Source organism: Mesorhizobium huakuii, from assembly GCF_030160235.1.
Classification (GTDB): Bacteria; Pseudomonadota; Alphaproteobacteria; order Rhizobiales; family Rhizobiaceae; genus Mesorhizobium; species Mesorhizobium huakuii.
Genome location: NZ_BSNY01000039.1, coordinates 72,508 through 89,746 on the forward strand (window position 1 = coordinate 72,508; position 17,239 = coordinate 89,746).

The following is a 17,239-nucleotide window of genomic DNA, read 5'->3' on the forward strand; positions in this document are numbered from 1 at the left end:
TCCCCGCCGGCCCGTGCTAGTCACGCTCTACCATGACCGAGCCCGGCGACACGCTTCTGGATCGACTTGGCCGCTGGCTTGCCGGCCGGCTGCAGGAAGAATCCTCCGGCTATGAGCCCTATACCCCATCCGACGCCGAGACGCTGCGCCGCACGCTGGAGCCGGGCGACATCCTGCTGATCGAGGGCAACCAGAAGATTTCGGCGGCGATCAAGTACCTCACCCAGTCGACCTGGTCGCATGCGGCCTTCTATGTCGGCGACGCGCTGGCCGAGCCGGAGGACGGAACCGAGCGGCGGCGGCTGATCGAGGTGACGCTCGGCGAAGGCTGCGTGGCGGTACCCCTGTCGCGCTATCGCACCTACAACACCCGCATCTGCCGGGCGAGCGGGCTGACACCGGAGGACCGCGATCATGTCGTCGCCTTCATGATCGGCAAGCTTGGCCTGAAATACGACCTCAAGAACATTTTCGACATGTTGCGCTATTTCCTGCCGACACCGCCGGTGCCGGTGCGCTGGCGCCGCCGCATGCTGGCCTTCGGCTCCGGCGATCCGACGCGAGCCATCTGCTCGACGCTGATTGCCGAGGCCTATGGGCAGATCCGCTATCCGATCCTGCCCGAGATCACCCGTGCGCCGGGCCGCGCCTCGGCGCAGTCGGCCTATATGCGCAAGGAAATCCTGCACATTCGCCACCACTCGCTCTACACGCCGCGCGACTTCGACCTGTCGCCGTTTTTCCGCATCGTCAAGCCGACGCTGGAATATGGTTTCGACTACCGGACAATGACGTGGGACGACGGTGCCGCCGATCCTGACGCGAAAGCCGCCGAGTAGCGACGATCAGGCAAGCCCGGCTTTGCGCACCGCGTCGATGCAGGACCGGCTAACCGGCAGCATGGCATCGTCAGACAGCTTCAGGAACAGCTTGCCGTCCTTGCGGCGGCTGCCGGTGACGGCGTCCAGCGCCACCCAATGCGAGCGATGGACCTGCACGCCCGGCGTGTCGCCCACCTCGCGGATGGCGTCGGCCAGCCGCATCAGGATCAGCGTCGAGCCCTTGTCGGTGTGCACCTCGACATAGTGATCCTGCATCGAGAGATAGAGCAATTTTCCGCGAGCCGCATGGGGCAGCCGGTCGAGCAGCGGCGGCCGCGTCGGTTGCGGCGGAGACGGTTGTGGCGACGGGGCCGAACCGCGTGGCGGCGCAGCGGTGGCCGGCGCCGTCACGGCCGCGCCTTGCGGGTTTCTCCCCATGGCGATCAGGAAAGAGATAGCGACCGAAATCAGGCTGCAATTGAGAAACAGTCCGGCGGCGGCAGCGGCAGACGGGAGCGGCCCACCAAACAGCGAGCGGTTGAACAGCACGACCATCGCGGTGATCGGAAATCCGGCAACGGTGCCGGCGACGACGCTGCGGACCGGCTGCGAGCCCGCGGCGCCGAACACGGCGGCGAGCGTCAGCCGCATTGTGAGATAGCCGACCGAAAAGGTCGCGAGTGCCAATGCCAGCCAATAGGCGAAGCGGGGCAAGGGTGCGAGTTCCTGGAACGTGCCGAAAGGTCCAGCGACGCCGAGGATCGCCGACACCGCCACAAGCGCGCCCCAGAAGCGCGGCGAGGCGAACAGCGCCTGCATTTCGCGAAGCGTGGAATGCAACAGCGTGCTGTTCACGTAGCCATTCGTCCCTTGCCGAAGAGGCGTTTGATGCAGGGCTGGCGGCTCTGCATGGTGCCGGTCAACCCGCAGCGCCAAGCGATACCGCGCCGGCGGTAAGCCTTCAACCACGGACGGAGTTCCGCAATGTTTCTTCACCGCATCCAAACGATTCAGATAACCACCTTGCCTTTCGGCAAGCCGGCCACGCTTTTGTGTGCCGCCGGCCTGCTGCCGGCGTCAAGCCGTATCGCGCTGGCCGCGAACATCGCTGCCGAGACCCAGATGCCCGGTGCCGTCGATATCCTGTCGCACACACCGCTCTGGGTCTGGCCGTTGATCCTCTACGGCCTGTTCATCGGCTGGAGCCGCACCCGGGACCGCGTCGTCTCGCCTTCACGCCTTCTCGTGTTGCCGGCGCTCGTCAGCGGCCTTGCCCTCTACAATCTCGTCGCCTCGGGCATTTCGGCGACCGGACTGCTCGGCTCCGCCTGCGGCGCCGTGGCCGGCGCCCTCGCCGGCACGGCCATGGCGCGTCGGCGGCCGGCCAGGCTGCTTGCCGACGGCAGGCTGGCGCTGCAAGGCGACTGGTTGCCCCTGGCGCTGATCGTCGCCATCATCATCATTCGCTATGCCAGGGGCATCGCGCTTGGGGTAGATCCTGCCCTGGCGCAGGAGACCGGTTTCGTGCTGGCAAGCGCGGTGCTGTCGGGTCTCTTTGCGGCGATGATGATTGCACGCTCGATCGGTGTTCTTCCGCGTGGATTCTTCAGGCAACCGGCCTGAGAAATCCCCGGTCACGCCGGCTGCGGCCGCTTTGCCGGATCCTTCGGGCGCGCGCCGGCATCTCGCGCGTGCGGGCCGATGGGCATGATCGCGGGGAACGGCGTCGCGCCGAAGGCAAAGGTGAATTTGTAACCGGTGAGCCCGTCCTCGGGCGTCGTATGCTGGTCGTGATGGGCGAGCAGCTTGGCACGCTCGGCCAACTCCTCCGCTTCGCGCCGCACCATCTCCGCCGTCTCCGGCCGCATCCGCCTGGAGAAGCTGACGAAGGTCGCCTCCCTGTCGATATGGGTGATGGCCCAGCCGATGAAATTCTTGTTGGTCATCTCGAACAGCGGCCTCAGCGGCCCTTCAAAATTCCACTGGATCGGCGTCTCGACCAGCAATCTTGCCGAAAGACCCCGGCCGAGCGCGATCAGGCCGAGGTCTTCCAGATCGCGCAGATAGAGGAACATCGAGGCCTCGCTCAGGCCTTGCGAACGCATGATGCCTTCGGGCGTGAACTTTTCCGACAGCATGACGAAGATGAACAGCAGCGCCGGCCGGCCGGCCAGCCTCCGTTCGATCTCGGGCGCGATGTGGTTGAGCGGCCCCGGCCCCCGGTTCATCGAGCCGAGCACGTTTTCCAGCTCGACGCCGGCGGCCGCGCAGATCTCCACCAGCCGGTCGAGCTTGCAGTTGCGCTCATGGAAGATACGCTTCACCGTCGGCTCGGAAACGCCCATGCGTTCGGCAAGCTCGCGATAGGTGACGCCCTTGGCTTTCAGCGTCCGCTTCAGCGCCTCGAAGATCAGACCGTTCATGGCATGCACCCTCTTGCCGGCAGTTTCGTATCGATATTCGATACTAGCGGTAATCGGACTTCCAGAAAAGTATCGAAAATCCTAGCTCTCGCCTGCCATCACAGGAGAACAGCCATGAACCGCCTCATCCTCTTAGCATTCGCCGCCATCGGTATTAGCGCCGCACCAGCCGCCCGGGCCGGCGAGCTCTGGCGCGCCACGGGCCTCGAACAGCCGGAATCGGCGCTGTTCGACGCCGCCAACAACCGCATCATCGTCTCCAACATCGTCGGCAATCCCGGCGAAGCCGACGGCAACGGCTATCTCTCGGTGCTGTCCCTCGACGGCAAGACGATCACCCAGCACTGGACCGACGGCATGGACGCGCCCAAGGGCATGGCGATATCGGGCGGCAAGCTCTATGTCGCCGACATCACCAAGGTCCGCGTCGTCGATCTGGCCAGCGGCAGGCTGATCGCCAGCATCGCGGTGCCGAATGCCGTCTTCCTCAACGACATGACCTCGGACCACACAGGCAAGGTCTATGTCAGCGACATGCTGGCCGACACGATCTACCGCATCGACGGCGACCGGCCGGAGCTGTTCGTCAAGGATGCGCTGCTCGCCTCGCCCAACGGCGTCTTCGCCGATGGCGACAGGCTGATCGTCGCCTCGTGGGGCAAGGGCATCAAGCCCGACTTCAGCACGGCGGAACCAGGCGGGCTGCTCGCCATCGATCTCGCCAGCAAGGCGATTTCGCCGCTGCCCGGTGCGCAGACATTCGCCGACCTGGACGGCGTCATCGCCATCGGCGACACCATCTATGCCACCGCCTACATGACCGGCACGCTCTACCGCTATCATGCCGGCGGTGCGCCGGAAGCGGTGGCCCATTTCAAGCCGGGCAGCGCCGACATCGGCACCGACGGCAAGTCGATCCTCTACGTGCCGCTGATGAACGAGGGCGAGGTGGCGGCGCTGAAGCTCGATTGAGAGCCGGAGGCTCAGGGCCGATCCGTGCGACCTCTCGCTAACAGCCGTGGGATGGACCGTGCTACGAAGTCCATCCACGGTCCAGGAGGATTATTGCCATGGAAGGCCGGGACATCCCTGCGGCTCTGCATCGTCACTGGACTGCCTCCGATGCCGGTGACTTCGAGGCGGAGCATGACATTTACCGGGAGGATGCGGTGCTCGACTATCCGCAATCGGGCGAGCGCATCCGCGGGCGGCGCAACATCCAGTCCTCCCGCGCCGCGCAGCCCAACCGCAAGCGCTTTAGCGTGCGGCGGATCACCGGCGCCGATGATCTCTGGGTCACCGAATATGTCCTGACCTATGACGGGCGGCCCTCCTTCACCGTCAGCATCATGGAGTTCGTCGACGGCAAGGTGGCCCGCGAGACGCAGTATTTCGGCGACCCGTTCGAGCCGGGACCATCGCGCGCGCAATGGGTCGAGCGCATCCCGTGAACCACAGGATTGATCATCCGCCGATCGCCCGTTCGGAGCTGCCCGACGACACGGCCGCTCTAGCCCGCTTCCTCATCGGCAAGCTGGTGATGCGGGCGCTGCCTGAAGGCATGGTCAGCGGCCGCATCGTCGAGACCGAGGCCTATGTCGTCGGCGACGCCGCCGGGCATGGCTTCAGGGGAATGACCCCGCGCAACCGCTCGCTGTTCCTCGAGCGCGGCCACGCCTATGTCTATCTCGCCTACGGCGTCTCCATGATGCTCAATGTCTCGAGCGAGGCGGAAGGTACCGGGACCGGCGTGCTGATCCGGGCGCTCGAGCCGCTCGAAGGCATCGCCATCATGCGGGAGAATCGCGGCGTCGAGCGCTTGCGCGACCTGGCGCGCGGGCCGGGCAGGCTGGCGGCGGCGCTGCGGATCGACCGGTCGCTCGACGGGCTCGACCTCTGCCGGAAAGGGCCTCTGTGGCTGGCGAAGGGTGGCCAAAAACCCGGCGAGATCGGGCAAGGCACCAGGATCGGCATTACCAAGGATGCGGACCGGCTGCTGCGGTACTATGTCAGGGGAAGCCCGTTCGTCAGCGGGCCGAGGTCGCTCAACCCATGAGAGGCGGCGGGCGGCCTCCTCCCGTGAAGGAGGCTGGATGGGAAGTGGCCGCACCTCTCACTTCCCCGCCAGCTGCGCCCGCGCATCGCTGATCGAAGCGGCGTAGGTCACCAGCGGACGCTTGACGCCGTGGTTGATCAGGGTGCGTCGTATCTGCGGAGAGGCGCCCGATATGATGAAGCGCACACCAGCGCGCTGCGCCTTGTGTGCGGCGCCCTCGATGACGTTGGCCGCCGTCGAATCGAAGAAGGGCACCGCCGAGCAGTCGAGGATGAAGTTCTTGCGCTGGTCGGCGATGCGGTCGAGCACGCTGCCGACCGTGGAGGCGGCGCCGAAGAAGAAGGCGCCCGAAATGCGGTAGACGACGGTGTCGGCGTCGCTGGCCTCGCTGGCGTCATAGGCGCCGGCGGCGTTGACGCTATCGGCGACATCGTCCTGTACCAGATGCGCCTCGACCGCGATCGACTTGGCCATGCGGTCGATGAACAGGATCGAGCCCAGGGCGAAACCGACGACGATGCCTTCGGTCAAGTCGCGGAAGACGACGATTAGGAAGGTCGCCATCAGCACCAGCGCATCGCCGCGCGAGGCGCGCAGCAACGTCGCGAAGGCCTGCTTTTCGAACATGTTCCAGCAGACCACCGCCAGCACGCCGGCAAGCGCGGCAAGCGGGATGTAGCTGGCGAGCGGCGCCGCCACCAGCATGAAGACCAGCAGGAACAGCGAGTGCAGCATGCCCGAGACCGGCCCATGCGCACCGGCCCGCACATTGGTGGCGGTGCGGGCGATGGTGCCGGTGACGCAGATGCCGCCGAACAGGGCGGAGGCGATGTTGGCGAAACCCTGCGCCACCAGCTCGCAATTGGAGCGGTGCCGCCGGCCGGTCATGCCATCGGCGACCACGGCCGACAGCAGTGATTCGATGGCGCCGAGCAGGGCAAAGGCAATGGCGTCCGGCAGCACCGCGAGCATCTTGCCCAGGCTGAGCGCCGGCAATGCTGGAAACGGCAGGCTGCGTGGAATGCCGCCATAGCGCGTGCCGATGGTTTCAGCCGGCAACGCCAGCAGCGCCACCACCAGCGAGGCAAGCCCAACGGCGATCAGCATGCCCGGCCAGCCCGGCCGCCAACGCTTCATCGCGACAATGGTGACGATGGTCAGCACCGCCACCAGCGTCGCCGAGATGTTCACCGTGCCGGCTGCCCGCCCGATCGCCATCAATTTCGGCAGCAGCGGCCCGGGCTCCGGCCCCGCAAGCTTCAGCCCGAACAATTCGACGATCTGGCCGGAGAAGATGATGATCGCAATGCCGGCGGTGAAGCCGACCGTCACCGGATAGGGAATGAATTTGATGTAGGTGCCAAGCCTGAGGTAGCCGATGGCGAGCAGGAAGACACCGGCCATCATCGTTGCCAGGAGCAATCCGTCGACGCCTTCGCGCTGGACGGTTGCCGCCACCAGCACGATGAAGGCGCCGGCCGGCCCGCCGATCTGGAAGCGGCTGCCGCCCAACGCCGAAATGATGAAGCCGCCGACGATGGCCGTGAACAAGCCGCGCTCCGGCGTAACGCCCGATGCGATCGCGATCGCCATCGACAGCGGCAGGGCCACGATGGCCACGGTCAGCCCGGCCATGAAGTCGGACTTGAACTGCGGCAGGTGGTAGCCTTCGCGCCAGACCGTCACCAGCTTGGGCGTGAACAATTCGGAAAATGTCGGCTTTGCCGACCCGTGGGCCGACCCGTGGGCCGACTTGTGGGCCGACCTTTTGATCGGTTGATGCACTGCCTGCCGTGTCTGATCCATGGACTGCCTTCCGCACATGAAGGCGGCGGGATCGTCGGCAGGAATGTCGGCGGTCGCCGTCGCGACTTATGCCGGCTCAGCCCTGGGATCTGGCGGCACGGCGGGTTTGAGGCGCACGCCCCTGCCGCCGCGCTCGCTGGCCTGGTTCTCGCCGATCAACTCCACCCCGGCCTCGTCGAGCGCCTGGATGACCTTCATCAGCGTATCGACCACACCCCGGACCACGCCATCGCTCGCTTCCATGCGCTGGATGGTCGGAAGCGAAACGCCTGCGCGCTCGGCGAGCGTCTTCTGGTCGATGCCGGCCAAGGCCCTTGCGGCACGCATCTGCGCGGCAGTGATCATCGGCCGGACCCCATGTCTGAGTCTGCAGGAATAACGTATAATACCATTGTCATGATGTTTCAAGCATCAATATGAATGTCTGAGGCGTAAGCGCCTTCGCCTGATTGTCCATTTTTTCCGATACTTCCCGAGGATTGCAGGCTAGGGTGTCGCGATCTGGGCAGGGGGGTAACGCGGTTGACTGTTTTCAAGACCTTGATGACATCGGCATGCCTGCTGTCGATGGTTCTGGCCCTGGCAGGCTGTGGTGGACACCTCATCAACAGATTGATCTGAGGGCAAGCCCGAGGGTGCGGTCAGTCGCCATCGGCATCGTCGCCCACCACCTTGCGGCGCTGCAACATCCGCGCCACCAGCCAGCACAGCATCGCCCAGGCGAAGCCCGCGCACCAGCCGGCCAGCACATCCGACGGCCAGTGGACACCGAGATAGACGCGGCTGACACCGACCAGCACCGTCGTCAGCACGGCCAGCGACAGGACGTAGATCTTCGTCGCCCTGCCGTGCAGGAAGCGCGCCGCCAGCGAACCGAGCGTGAGATAGGTCACCGCCGACAGCATGGCGTGGCCGCTCGGGAAGGAAAACGACGTCTCGTTGACCAGATGCGAAACGAGCTCGGGTCGCGGCCGGTCGACGCCAACCTTCAGCAGGCTCGACAGCACCTGGCCGCCGGCCACGGCGACGAAGATGAGAAGGGCCGTCCCCGGCCGGCGGATCAACAGCAAATAGAGGATCGTCGCCGTCGTGATCAGCACCAGCACGCTGGCGCTGCCGAGGCTGGTGATGTCGCGCACCGCCCCTTCCAGCCACGATGGGCCGATCGGGATCCCCGGTTGGCCAACCTGGCGGAAGGCAAGCAGGATTTCGGTGTCGAAGGCGTGCGGCGCGGTTGCCCGCGCCACCTCCATCAGCTCCACGAAGCCCCACAGCCCGCCGGCGATGACCAGGCCGGCCAGCAGCACCGGGAATTCGATGCGATTGAGCAGGGTGCTTGCGGTGTCTTTCATCGGGCCGGTGTCGCAATCTTCATCTCGATCAACGCCCCTGCAGATAGGGTCCGAGCGTGATCAGCGCCACGGCGGCGATCGCCAGCACGATGCCGGTGGCCTGCAGTGCGTTGACGCGCTCGCCGAAGAACACCAGCGCCACGACGTTGACCGAGACCAGCTGGATGACCGCCGAGAGGCTGAACGACACCGACATGCCGAATTCGCGGATCAGCCGCAGCATGATCAGATTGCCCAGCGAGTAGAGCGCGAGCGTCAACAGGATCTTGCCCAGGCTCGGCGCCAGTCCCCATTGCTTGGCGGCGGTTGCCGCCAAAAGGAAGATCACCGTCGAAATGCCAAGCTGCAGCAGTCCCGAAAAACTCAACGTCCCATCCCCTCGAAGCGGCTGCCGCCGCATGTGCCGCGGACCTTGTTTCCCAAGCGCCTCGAGACGTCAAGCAAACTCCTTCCAACGAAGGTCTTGGCAACGGCAAGACTGAGGCTCAATGTGCCGATATCGCCCAGCTGATCGATGGAAGGGCGGTCAGGGGCTCATGATTCGTATTCTGCAGAATTTGGCGCGGCGCTGGAGCGAGCTTTCCCTTGCCCTGCAATTCCTCGTTGCCGGCGGCTTTGGCCTGCTGGCCGTCATGCTGGTGGTGGGTGCATGGGTGACGTCGCAGATCCGGGACGGCGTCACCCGCAATTCGGCCGCCACGACGGCGCTCTATGTCGACAGCGTGATCGCGCCGCTGCTGCCGGACCTGCGCAAGAGCGAGGAGCTCAGCGACTCCGTCAAACAGGCGCTCGACGAGACGCTCGGCCAGGGCGCGCTCGGCAAGCGCCTGGCCTCGTTCCGGCTCTGGCGCCGAGACGGCACCGTGCTTTATGCCAAGGACGCGGCCTTGATCGGCCGCCGCTTTGATCTGACCGACGATCTGCGGTCCGCCTTCCAGGGCAACGTCACCGCCCAATTCGACACGTTCGACGAAACCGAAGGTAGGGAAAAGACCGCCGGCGTGCCGTTGCTGGAGATCTACAATCCGGTGCGCGAACCCTGGTCCGGCGAGGTGGTGGCCGTCACCGAATTCTTCGAGATCGCCACCGATTTCAAAGCCACGCTGGCCTCTGCCCTGCTGTCGAGCTGGCTGATCGTGGCCGGCACCACCCTGACGGCTTTTCTGCTCTTGTCGAGCATCGTGCTGCGCGCCAGCCGCACCATCGACGATCAGCGCGGGGCGCTGCGCCGCCAGGTGTCGGAGTTGCAGGGCCTGGTGACGCAAAACAGCGCCTTGCGGCAGCGTGTGCAGCGGGCGTCGCGCCGCGCCACCGCACTCAACGAACGATATTTGCGCCGGATCGGCGCCGACCTGCATGACGGACCGGCGCAACTCGTGGCCTTGGCGGCGCTGCGCATGGACAGCCCGGTATTCTCCGGCGAGGGCCATTGGGGCGAAAACCGCGCCACCGAGGTCGCGATGATCCGCAAGACGCTGGAGGATGCGATGCGCGAAATACGCGGTATCTGCACCGGTCTCGTCTTGCCGCAGATAGAAACGGCGGCTGCAACGGACATATTGCGGCTGGCCGTCGACGAACATGAGCGCCGGACGGGAACGTCGGTGGCGCTCACACTGCCCAAGCATTTGCCCGAACTCGGCGCTTCCGAGAAGATCAGCATCTATCGTTTCGTGCAGGAAGGGCTCAACAATGCCTATCGCCACGGGCGGGCCAAGGATCAGGCGGTGCGGGCCGGGATGAAGAATGGCAGGCTTTTTGTCGAGGTGTCGGATAGCGGGCCGGGTTTCGATCCGGCGCGGGTCGACGGGTTGGGGCTCGCCGGCCTCAGGGAGCGGGTCGAAAGCATTGGCGGCCAGTTCGAGACCTTGACGGGAGCGCAAGGCACGCGATTGGTGATCAGTCTTTCGGTCGAGGAGCAAGCATGATTGGCACTATCCGCATCGCTATTGTCGACGATCATCCGCTGTTTCGCGAAGGCGTGACGCGCAGCCTGTCGGAGATCGGAGGTTTCGAGATCGTCGGCGAAGGCGCGACAGCGCAAGATGCCGAACGCATCGCCTCGACGATGCAGCCTGACATATTGCTGCTCGATATCTCCATGCCGGGTGGCGGCCTGTCCGCGGTCGCAAGCATCCTTGCCGCCCATCCCGCCCAGAGGATCGTCATGCTGACCGTTTCGGAGACCAATGCCGATGTAACCACGGCGCTGAACGCGGGCGTGCAGGGCTATATCCTCAAGGGTGTCGGATCGCGCGCGCTCGCCGATATCCTGCGCAACGTGGCGGGCGGCGAGAGCTATCTTTCGCCGATGCTGTCGGCGCGGCTGCTTTCCGATCTCCAGTCCCCGCAATCCACCAACGGCGCGGCGGACCGGTTGCGGCAACTGACCGAACGGCAAACGGAAATCCTGCGGCTGGTGGCGGAGGGGCTCTCCAACAAGGAGGTTGCCTTGCGCCTGGAGCTGCAGGAAAAGACGGTCAAGCACCACATGACCGGGGTGCTGTCGAAACTCAATGTGCGAAACCGCACTGAAGCGGCGCTCATGATGCGCGAGTTTCGCGACCGGGACAGGAACCGCCCTTAGAGCAATTCCAGGAAAAGTGTGAACGGGTTTCACGGGCAGAGCGCATAGCGCTTTCCCCTTGGGAATAGCATCAAGACAAACAGTCAGGCCATCGCGGACCCGCGCGCGAGGTCGGACAAGGGAGGTCGGACAAGGAAGGTCACCTGCGCCGGTGGCGGCGGAGGTGACGTGCGAAACCGGCCGTTGCCTGTTTCACAAGGCCTTTAGCCGGCTGAAGTCCGCCGGCGTGGCCCGGCGGTCGATGATCGTGCGGCCCAGCGCATCCCTCATTTTGAAACGGCCGTTCTCGATCTTCTCGGTGATGCCGTCGGGGTGTGTGACCGTAATCTGGTTGTCGCTCACCTCGACCTTGTCACCGGTCGTGACGTTGACATGGCTGACACCTTTGTCGCCCTGACCCTTGCCGGATGCCGAGTTGTCACCGCTGCCATCCGTTCCAGAATTGCCGCCGTTTCCATTTCCGTTGCCGCTGTTGCCGCCGCCGCTGTTACCGCTGTTGCCGCCACTGCTGTTACCACCGCCATTGCCGCCGCTGTTGCCGTTGTTGCCGCCACCGCTGTTACCACCACTGCTGCCGCTGCTGCTGGCGCCGCTGCTGCCGCCACTGCTGTTGCCGCCGCCGCTGTTACCGCCCTTGCCGCCACCACCGCCGTTGCCACCACCATTACCGCCGCCGTTGCCGCCGCCGTTGCCACCGCCATTGCCGCCATTGGCGGCCTGTGCTGACGCGGTGTCGATTCCGGGGGCGGAGCCGTGCAGAGCAATTCGATAGGGAATGATGGTCAGCGCCAGAGAAGCCGCCGAAACGAGCGTCAGCCGGCGACACCGGGCCGTGATCGATCCGTGCATCCTGATCTCCGTCGATTGAGCCGGCGCGCCCACCCCAACGTTGCAACCCGCAACATCGCCGAAAGATGTATTGGCCGGAAGCGACCTCCGACCGTTGCGTTTGTCCTCCAGGACTTTTGCCAGCGCAAGATTGGACTAAAGTCCGATGTCGCGGTGACAACCATCTCGCGCGGAACGGCGGAGCATGTATGATGTCACGAAAATGTGATCAGTCGGCTGTAGGGGTCGAAAGGCGACAAAAAGCTCCAGCCACTCCAAAGCCAGAGGCCCTCATGACCGAACATCGCTCCCCCGACGCCCGATTCCGCACCAGCCTGCTCGAGGAGAACGAAGGACCGGCCACCAACCCCACCGACAACCGCACCATGGGCGAGATCATCGCCGCGCGGTTCTCGCGCCGGGGATTCCTGAAGGGGTCGCTCGCCGTCTCCGCGATCGCCGCGACCGTCGGCCCGCTGGCCATGATCGCCGCGGACGGCGCCCGCGCCGCGGAAGGCTCGGCCTTCAAATTCGACGAGCTCGAGGCCGGCATCGACGACAAGCACCATGTCGCGCCGGGCTACGACGCCGACGTGCTGCTGCGCTGGGGCGATCCGCTGTTTGCCGATTCCCTGGAGTTCGACCCGACGAAACAGTCGGCGGAAGCGCAGGCCAGGCAGTTCGGCTACAACAATGACTATGTCGGCTATATCGCGATCGACGGCTCGGCCGAGCACGGCCTTCTGGTCGTCAACCACGAATACACCAACCCGCATCTGATGTTCCCAGGCATCGTTTCGATCGTCGAGAAGGACGGGAAGAAGAAGGCCGAGGTCGCCCCGCTCTCGAAGGAGCAGGTCGATGTCGAGATGGCGGCGCATGGCGGCACCATCGTCGAGATCCGCAAGGTGTCGGGCAAATGGCAAGTGGCGCGCGACGGCAAGCTCAACCGCCGCATCACCGCCACCACCGAAATGGCGCTGTCAGGCCCGGTCGCCGGCCATGACCGCGTCAAGACCAATGCCGACCCGTCCGGCACCAAAGTGTTCGGCACTTTCAACAATTGCGCCGGCGGCGTCACGCCATGGGGCACCTATGTGATGGCCGAGGAGAACATCCACGGCTATTTCTCCGGCCAACTGCCGGAAGGTCACAAGGAAGCCGCCAACTACAAGCGGCTCGGCATTCCGGAAGGCGCCTATGAATGGGGCGCGCATTACGACCGCTTCAACCTCGCCAGGGAGCCGAACGAACCCAATCGCTTCGGCTGGATCGTCGAGGTCGACGTCAACGATCCGAATTCGACGCCGAGGAAGCGCACCGCCATGGGCCGCTTCAAGCATGAGGGCGCCGAATCCATCGTCGCCAAGGACGGCCGCGTCGTCTTCTATCTCGGCGACGACGAGCGCTTCGACTATGTCTACAAATTCGTCACCAAGGGCACGTTCAACGCCAACGACCATGCCGCCAACAAGGACCTGCTCGACGAGGGCACGCTGCATGTCGCGAAATTCGCCGAGGACGGCACGGTCGACTGGCTGCCGATCGTCTTCGGCCAGGGGCCGCTGACGGCGGAAAACGGCTTTGGCAGCCAGGCAGACGTGCTGATCGAGACGCGGCGCGCCGCCGATCTGCTCGGCGCCACCAAGATGGACCGGCCCGAGGACATCCAGCCCAATGGCGTCAACGGCAAGGTCTATGTCATGCTGACCAACAATTCGAAGCGCAAGGCCGACCAGGTCGACGCCGCCAACCCGCGCGCCGAAAATGCCTTCGGCCACATCATCGAGATCACCGAGACCGACGGCGATTTCACGGCCACCAAAGGCAAGTGGGAAGTGCTTCTGAAATGCGGCGATCCGTCGGTCGCCGATGTCGGCGCCACCTTCTCGACGGCGACGACGGCCCATGGCTGGTTCGGCATGCCCGACAATTGCGCGGTCGATTCGGCCGGGCGCCTGTGGGTCGCCACCGACGGCCAGGGCCCGAAGGCCACCGGCCGCACCGATGGCCTGTGGGCGGTCGACACGGAGGGGGCTGCGCGGGCGACTTCGAAGCTGTTCTTCCGGGTGCCGATCGGTGCGGAAATGTGCGGCCCGCTGTTTGCGCCCGACGACCAGACCGCCTTCGTCGCCGTCCAGCATCCGGGCGACGGCGGCGAGGATTGGGAAGGTTTCGGCCGGCCGTCCTACTATGAGGATCCGTCGACGCGCTGGCCGGACTTCAAGCCCGACATGCCGGTACGGCCGTCGGTGGTCGCCATCACCAGGCAAGGCGGCGGCAAGATCGCGGTCTGATCGCAACCCGGTCCGCGGATCTCAAGGGAGGGGTCTGGTTCCCGAACACCCTCCCTTTCCGCATGAGTTCCTTCAAGCCTCGGGAAAGATTGCCAATTTACAGGTGGCGCCCCAACGCACGTCGAAACGGATTCATGCGACGCGCGTTAGGTCCTTGTCTTGTGCATATCGTTCTCCCGAAACCGGAGTCACTTTTGGGCGACATGCATCGGGTCGTTTCCAGGAGACCGCCACCATGTCGAAGTCAGTCTATGACCGCGGCCTGCTCAAGCCCGCCGACATCGCCAGGCTGCAGCGCGTCTTCGACGAAGCCTGCCTGCGGCGCGCAGCACGGCCCGATTCGCCGGAAGCGCGCGAGATCGCGCTGACCCTGCTCGCGCTCCACAATGCCGGCATGGTCGACGAGGAGATGCTGACGGACGCCGTCGGTTTCCGTCGGCTCGAGCCGAAATCAGCGTGAGGCGCCAGGTTTGCTAGTGGCCGGAACCGGTGATCCGCCTGGCGATCGCCTTGCCCAGTATTGCGGCATTGGCGAAGCAGCCGCGAATGCTCGGCCGCATGCCGGTGAACCACAGGCCGGGCAGTTTCGGGTCGGCGTCACCGCCGTTGAAGAGCGGGACACCCTTGCCGTCGAGCACGCCGAGATTGCCGACCATGCGCTCCAGCCCGGTGCGATAGCCGGTCGCGGCAATGACGATATCGGGATCGATCAGGCTGCCATTGGCCAGGATCACGCCGTGGCGGGTGAATTCGCGTATCGCCGGCACCACGGCGATCTTGCCCGCCTTGATGGCGTCGACGGCGCCGTCGTCCGCGGCGATCGCGGTGTAGTCCGAGGTCAGGCGGCTGGCGCCGCCCGACGGCGCGGGCGGCATGCCGAATTTGGTCAGATCGCCGAAAACCAGGCGCTGCGTCGCCGCGATCGCCGCATCGGCGACGCGCAGCGGCAAACGCGCCATGAGCGGCGAAAGCCGGTGCACGGCGATCTTGCCGATCCGCTTGGGCAGAAGCGCGGGGCCATTGCGGGCCGACAGCCAGAGAGAAGCCGTATCCACGCCGGCCAGATGATTGAGGGCATCGAAGCCCGAATTGCCGGCGCCGACAACCAGCACCTTCTTGCCGGCATAGGCGTTGGCGTCGCCAAAATCCGCCGAATGGATGATCCGGCCCGCGAAGGCCTGCATGCCTTGCCATTGCGGCGTGAAGGGCTCCTTGTCGCGGCCGGTGGCGACGATAACGTGACGCGCCAGGCGCGAGCCGGCGCTGGTGCGCACCGCCCAATGGTCGCCCCGGAACACCAGGGTCTCGACGGCGACGCCGAACTCCACCGGCAGCTGGTTCGCCTCGCGGAAATCGTTCATGTGGCGGATGACGACGCTCTTGGGTGGAAAGGCTGGCGTGCCTCCGGGATAGGAAAGGCCGGGCAGCGCCGAGAGGTCGCGATGGGTGTTGAGATGCAGCTGCTGGTGCCGCCGATGCCAGGGCTCGGCAAGCCGGCTCTCCTTTTCCAGGATCGCCACCGGCACGCCGGCCTTGATCAGCGCCTGCGCGACAGCCAGTCCGGCGGCGCCGGCGCCGATGACGATCGCCGGCTCGACCTTCGCCACCTGCTCCACATTCGGTCTGGTTGTCGTATCAGCCATTCACTCTCAAAGCCCTTTCACCCCTGCGGCATCCCGACAAGCTCGCAGGACGCTGTAACCGTTTGATCGCGCGCAGAACATCGCACCGCCAGGCGCAGACAACTCCCGTCGCGGAAATGCGGCCAGAGCAACGACATGGTGCGGAATGCCCCGCTTCCGTCCGAAACCATGCAGCCCTATATGGCATATCAGCGGCATCGGCGATAATCAGGTCGCGGCAATGTGATTGATTCGAGCTCCGGGGGCTGGCGGATCTCGTTACCGACGCAGGAATCCGAAACCGCAGGGATTTCGGCTTCCCGTGAAAAATCAAGGCGCCGTGGCGCGTCCGGCGTGCCGAAAGGCATGTCGCGCCACAGACGGCACGCGGAATCTCGACCATGCCCTCCTTGCGGATCTATTTCGACAAAATCCTCGAGCGTGCCTCGCCCAAAGTCGAGCGCCAGGCGCTGACGCATGTCGAACGCCTGGCGATGGTTCGCCGCCATGGCGACTTCTCGCTCGCCTATTCAACTGCCGTGCAGCAGAAGCTTTCCTATTTTGGCGACGCCGACGGCTACATCGCCTTCGGCACCAAGATGAAGCATCATTTCGCGCTTGGCGACCCGGTGGCGGCGCCGGCCCGGCGGGCCGACTATATCAGGCGCTTCGTCGAGGCCGCCGGCGACCCCTGGTTCGTGCAGATCAACGAGGAGACCGCGCGCGTGCTGGCCGGGCTCGGCTACAAGGTCAACCGGCTGGGCATCGACACCCGCCTCGTCCTGCCCGAGCATGACTTTTCCGGCAAGCGCAACGAGACCGTGCGCTATTCCGAGCGCTGGCTCTTGAAGAAGGGCTTTTTTTTCGAAGAAGACAAGCGGACGGTATTCCTCGACGAAATCGCCCGGCTGTCGGAGAACTGGCGCGGCGACCGCATCGTCAAGCGCTGGGAAATGGGCTTTCTCAACCGCCCGTTCTACGATCAGCTCGGCACCGACATGCGCCGCTTCGTCCTGCATGGTCCCAATGGCGAGCTGATCGCGCTGCTCGATTTCGATCCGTTGTTTCGCGACGGCAAGGTCATCGGCTACACCACCGCCTTCAAGCGCAAGCAGATCGATGCCTCTCCGCACGCCGAGATCGGCCTGACCAAATTCGCCGTCGATCGGTTCCGCGAAGAGGGCATCTCGGTGGTCACGCTCGGCCTGTCGCCGCTCGTCGACGTCACTCCCAACGGCTTTGCCGAAAGCGATTTCTGGCGCAACACTTTTCAGCGCGCCTACTCTTCGGCATGGGTCAACCGCCGCAGGTTCAACCTGCAGGGCCAGGCGGCATTCAAGCGCCGCTTCCATGGCATGGAAGAGCCGGTATACATCGCTTTCCGCAAGGGGACCTATATCGAGATGGTGGGCCTGCTGCGGCTGGTGAAAGCGCTCTAGAGCAATTC

18 protein-coding genes are annotated in these 17,239 nt (G+C 65.0%); 10 read left to right on the forward strand and 8 right to left on the reverse strand.

The annotated features are described in order from the left end of the window. Positions 1-32: 32 nt before the first annotated feature. Complete coding sequence (locus QQK95_RS20805) at positions 33-839, forward strand: C40 family peptidase (protein WP_284276184.1); 807 nt, start codon at positions 33-35, stop codon at positions 837-839. 6 nt (positions 840-845) lie between these two features. Here the strand turns inward: QQK95_RS20805 and QQK95_RS20810 are convergent, their stop codons facing one another. Continuing rightward, entirely contained in the window at positions 846-1,676 is an 831-nt protein-coding gene (locus tag QQK95_RS20810; RefSeq protein ID WP_284276186.1) for a LytTR family DNA-binding domain-containing protein, read from the reverse strand. A 129-nt stretch (positions 1,677-1,805) separates the two neighbouring features. Here QQK95_RS20810 and QQK95_RS20815 point away from each other — a divergent pair, with 129 nt between their 5' ends. After that, positions 1,806-2,444, forward strand: a complete 639-nt coding sequence (locus tag QQK95_RS20815) for a DUF6622 family protein (protein ID WP_284276188.1) — start codon at positions 1,806-1,808, stop codon at positions 2,442-2,444. Between the two features lie 11 nt (positions 2,445-2,455). On the opposite strand, the gene QQK95_RS20820 is transcribed toward QQK95_RS20815, so the two are convergent. Next, positions 2,456-3,244 (reverse strand): helix-turn-helix domain-containing protein, encoded by a 789-nt coding sequence (locus QQK95_RS20820; RefSeq protein WP_284276190.1) that lies wholly within the window; start codon positions 3,242-3,244, stop codon positions 2,456-2,458. Between the two features lie 114 nt (positions 3,245-3,358). Between QQK95_RS20820 and QQK95_RS20825 the strand changes: the two genes are divergently transcribed. The 3 genes from QQK95_RS20825 to QQK95_RS20835 all read left to right on the forward strand — a co-directional run bounded on the left by QQK95_RS20825 (position 3,359) and on the right by QQK95_RS20835 (position 5,300). Continuing rightward, positions 3,359-4,216, forward strand: a complete 858-nt coding sequence (locus QQK95_RS20825) for an SMP-30/gluconolactonase/LRE family protein (RefSeq protein ID WP_284276192.1) — start codon at positions 3,359-3,361, stop codon at positions 4,214-4,216. Between the two features lie 98 nt (positions 4,217-4,314). Then, a complete protein-coding gene (locus QQK95_RS20830) occupies positions 4,315-4,695 on the forward strand; it encodes a nuclear transport factor 2 family protein (protein WP_284276194.1) in 381 nt (126 codons plus the stop codon). Continuing rightward, a complete protein-coding gene (locus QQK95_RS20835) occupies positions 4,674-5,300 on the forward strand; it encodes a DNA-3-methyladenine glycosylase (protein ID WP_284276196.1) in 627 nt (208 codons plus the stop codon). Before QQK95_RS20830 ends, QQK95_RS20835 begins: the two co-directional genes overlap by 22 nt. Before the next feature lie 57 nt (positions 5,301-5,357). Here the strand turns inward: QQK95_RS20835 and QQK95_RS20840 are convergent, their stop codons facing one another. The 4 genes from QQK95_RS20840 to QQK95_RS20855 all read right to left on the reverse strand — a co-directional run bounded on the left by QQK95_RS20840 (position 5,358) and on the right by QQK95_RS20855 (position 8,825). Next, on the reverse strand, positions 5,358-7,106 hold the full coding sequence (locus tag QQK95_RS20840; protein ID WP_284276198.1) for a SulP family inorganic anion transporter: 1,749 nt from the start codon (positions 7,104-7,106) through the stop codon (positions 5,358-5,360). A gap of 66 nt (positions 7,107-7,172) precedes the next feature. Next, on the reverse strand, positions 7,173-7,451 hold the full coding sequence (locus QQK95_RS20845; protein ID WP_010912541.1) for a helix-turn-helix domain-containing protein: 279 nt from the start codon (positions 7,449-7,451) through the stop codon (positions 7,173-7,175). A gap of 296 nt (positions 7,452-7,747) precedes the next feature. Continuing rightward, the gene (locus QQK95_RS20850) at positions 7,748-8,458 is read right to left on the reverse strand and encodes a phosphatase PAP2 family protein (RefSeq protein ID WP_284276201.1); all 711 of its coding nucleotides are present in this window, start codon (positions 8,456-8,458) and stop codon (positions 7,748-7,750) included. Positions 8,459-8,486: 28 nt separating this feature from the next. Then, positions 8,487-8,825, reverse strand: coding sequence for a hypothetical protein (locus QQK95_RS20855; protein ID WP_284276203.1), 339 nt, complete (start codon positions 8,823-8,825; stop codon positions 8,487-8,489). Between the two features lie 169 nt (positions 8,826-8,994). Between QQK95_RS20855 and QQK95_RS20860 the strand changes: the two genes are divergently transcribed. Both QQK95_RS20860 and QQK95_RS20865 read left to right on the forward strand, forming a co-directional pair. Then, complete coding sequence (locus QQK95_RS20860) at positions 8,995-10,386, forward strand: sensor histidine kinase (RefSeq protein ID WP_284276205.1); 1,392 nt, start codon at positions 8,995-8,997, stop codon at positions 10,384-10,386. Further along, positions 10,383-11,045 (forward strand): response regulator, encoded by a 663-nt coding sequence (locus QQK95_RS20865; RefSeq protein ID WP_284276206.1) that lies wholly within the window; start codon positions 10,383-10,385, stop codon positions 11,043-11,045. The genes QQK95_RS20860 and QQK95_RS20865 overlap by 4 nt, the downstream gene beginning before the upstream one ends. Before the next feature lie 192 nt (positions 11,046-11,237). Here QQK95_RS20865 and QQK95_RS20870 read toward each other — a convergent pair whose 3' ends face one another. Continuing rightward, positions 11,238-11,894, reverse strand: a complete 657-nt coding sequence (locus tag QQK95_RS20870) for a hypothetical protein (RefSeq protein WP_284276208.1) — start codon at positions 11,892-11,894, stop codon at positions 11,238-11,240. A 272-nt stretch (positions 11,895-12,166) separates the two neighbouring features. Here QQK95_RS20870 and QQK95_RS20875 point away from each other — a divergent pair, with 272 nt between their 5' ends. Both QQK95_RS20875 and QQK95_RS20880 read left to right on the forward strand, forming a co-directional pair. Then, complete coding sequence (locus QQK95_RS20875; protein WP_284276210.1) at positions 12,167-14,170, forward strand: PhoX family protein; 2,004 nt, start codon at positions 12,167-12,169, stop codon at positions 14,168-14,170. Between the two features lie 235 nt (positions 14,171-14,405). Beyond that, entirely contained in the window at positions 14,406-14,630 is a 225-nt protein-coding gene (locus QQK95_RS20880; RefSeq protein ID WP_284276212.1) for a hypothetical protein, read from the forward strand. Positions 14,631-14,643: 13 nt separating this feature from the next. Here the strand turns inward: QQK95_RS20880 and QQK95_RS20885 are convergent, their stop codons facing one another. Continuing rightward, a complete protein-coding gene (locus tag QQK95_RS20885; RefSeq protein WP_284276214.1) occupies positions 14,644-15,813 on the reverse strand; it encodes a flavin-containing monooxygenase in 1,170 nt (389 codons plus the stop codon). Between the two features lie 380 nt (positions 15,814-16,193). Here QQK95_RS20885 and QQK95_RS20890 point away from each other — a divergent pair, with 380 nt between their 5' ends. Further along, positions 16,194-17,231, forward strand: coding sequence for a phosphatidylglycerol lysyltransferase domain-containing protein (locus tag QQK95_RS20890; RefSeq protein ID WP_284276216.1), 1,038 nt, complete (start codon positions 16,194-16,196; stop codon positions 17,229-17,231). Positions 17,232-17,239 lie beyond the last annotated feature (8 nt).